Here is a 1547-nt window from a genome sequence, read left to right as displayed (position 1 = left end):
GCCGGGCGCCCGCCCGGCCAGCGCCGAGCGCAGCCCCGCGATCCGCCGCCCGAGGTCGACGGGCGCGCCGCCGTCCACCTCGTCCAGCAGCGTGGTGACCAGGGTCGCCAGCTCGGTGCCGAACCTCGGCCGGACCTCGCCCGTCGCCATGCCGACGTCGATCGAGCGCCGCATCCGCCCGAGCGCGCTCACCGCCGCCGCGCGGACCGTCCGCTCGGGGACGGCCGGGGAGGCCGCCGCACCGGGCGTCCGGACGGGCGGCGGACGGCTCGCCGGGTCCTCCATCGACCCGAGGGGCGGCCGGGAGGCCGGCCGGCTCGGCAGCGGCACCGCCACGTCCGCGGGGGCGTCCCGCAGCGACGAGAGGATCATCAGCAGCGGCAGGAGGGCCAGCGCCACCACCGCCGCGCAGGCGCCGCCGACGACCACCGCACGGCGGCCCCGCGGCCGTCCCCGCCGCCCGGCTTCGGCGGAGAGAACGCGTGTCCGGACCGCCGCGGGCGCCTCGACGCTCTCCGCCTGCGCCGCGAGGACGCGCGCCGCGTCGGCCGCCGAAGGACGGCCCGCTCCGGCGTCCAGGTCCCGGCAGCGCGCCACAAGCTGGGCGACACGGTCCGGCAGGCCGGTCACGGCGCCTTCCGGGTCGCCCGTCAGGCACTCGGCGATGATCCGGCCGAGCGCCCTTACGTCGTCGTCCGCGCCGTCGCCCGCCTCGGGCGCGCCTTCACCGGCCCGGACGAGCACGCCCGCCGGGTCGAGGCCGAGCAGCCTGACCCCGTCGGCGGTGAGGAACACCTGGGAGGACGTCAGGGCCCCGTGCGCCGCCCCGCAGGCATGGGCGGCTGCCAGTGCCCCGGCGACCCGCGCGCAGACGTCCACGGCCTCCTGGGCCGCCGGAAGGCCCTGCGCCAGGCGGGCGGCGAGGGTCTCGCCGCTCAGGAACTCCGCCACGACGTACATCAGCGCGCCGCCGTCCACCGCCTCGGCCTCGCCGTAGTCGTAGGTGGTGACCGCGCAAGGGTGGGCCGGGGACGCGGCGGCCCGCGTCGCGTCCCTGATCCGCTCCCGCAGCGAGTCCTCCGAGGACGTCACCGCCAGGACCGTCACGGCGACGCGCCGCTCCAGCAGCGCATCGAGCCCGCACCACACCTGCGTCCGGCCGTGGCGAGCGAGGCGCCGCTCCAAGCGGTACCGGCCGTCCAGCAGAAAACCCGGGTCCACGGGACCTCCCCTCTGGCGCGGGGATGGCGTTCACCCACGGTGCAGTACGCACCGGAACCCGGTTCGGATCGGCCGCCGGACGATCCGCACGGATCAGGAGGGAAAAAGTTCGGACGGGCAGGGTTTCGGCTCGTGGCCGAAGCAGGTCAGCGCGAGGACTTGCGCTTTCGCGGAGATGTGCTGGGGCCGCCGGTCCGGGTCAAGCCGGGGCATCAGGGCGGGGGCGCGGAGGCCATGAGACATGAAAAGCGGGGGCGGGGGGGTAACGGGGGGCACCCCCCCCCCCCGCCCACAAGGGGGTGCCGACGGGGGCCCGAAAACCCCCC

The 1547-nt window shown here is 77.4% G+C and carries 1 pseudogene; it reads right to left on the bottom strand.

The window, feature by feature from the left end:
* Positions 1-1221: pseudogene (locus ABZ914_RS50275) on the bottom strand (hypothetical protein); the annotation flags it as partial.
* Positions 1222-1547 lie beyond the last annotated feature (326 nt).

The organism is Spirillospora sp. NPDC046719 (assembly GCF_040645715.1).
GTDB lineage: Bacteria > Actinomycetota > Actinomycetes > Streptosporangiales > Streptosporangiaceae > Spirillospora.
The sequence above is the reverse complement of the archived record's forward strand: the minus strand, read 5'-3'. Positions and strand labels throughout refer to the sequence as shown.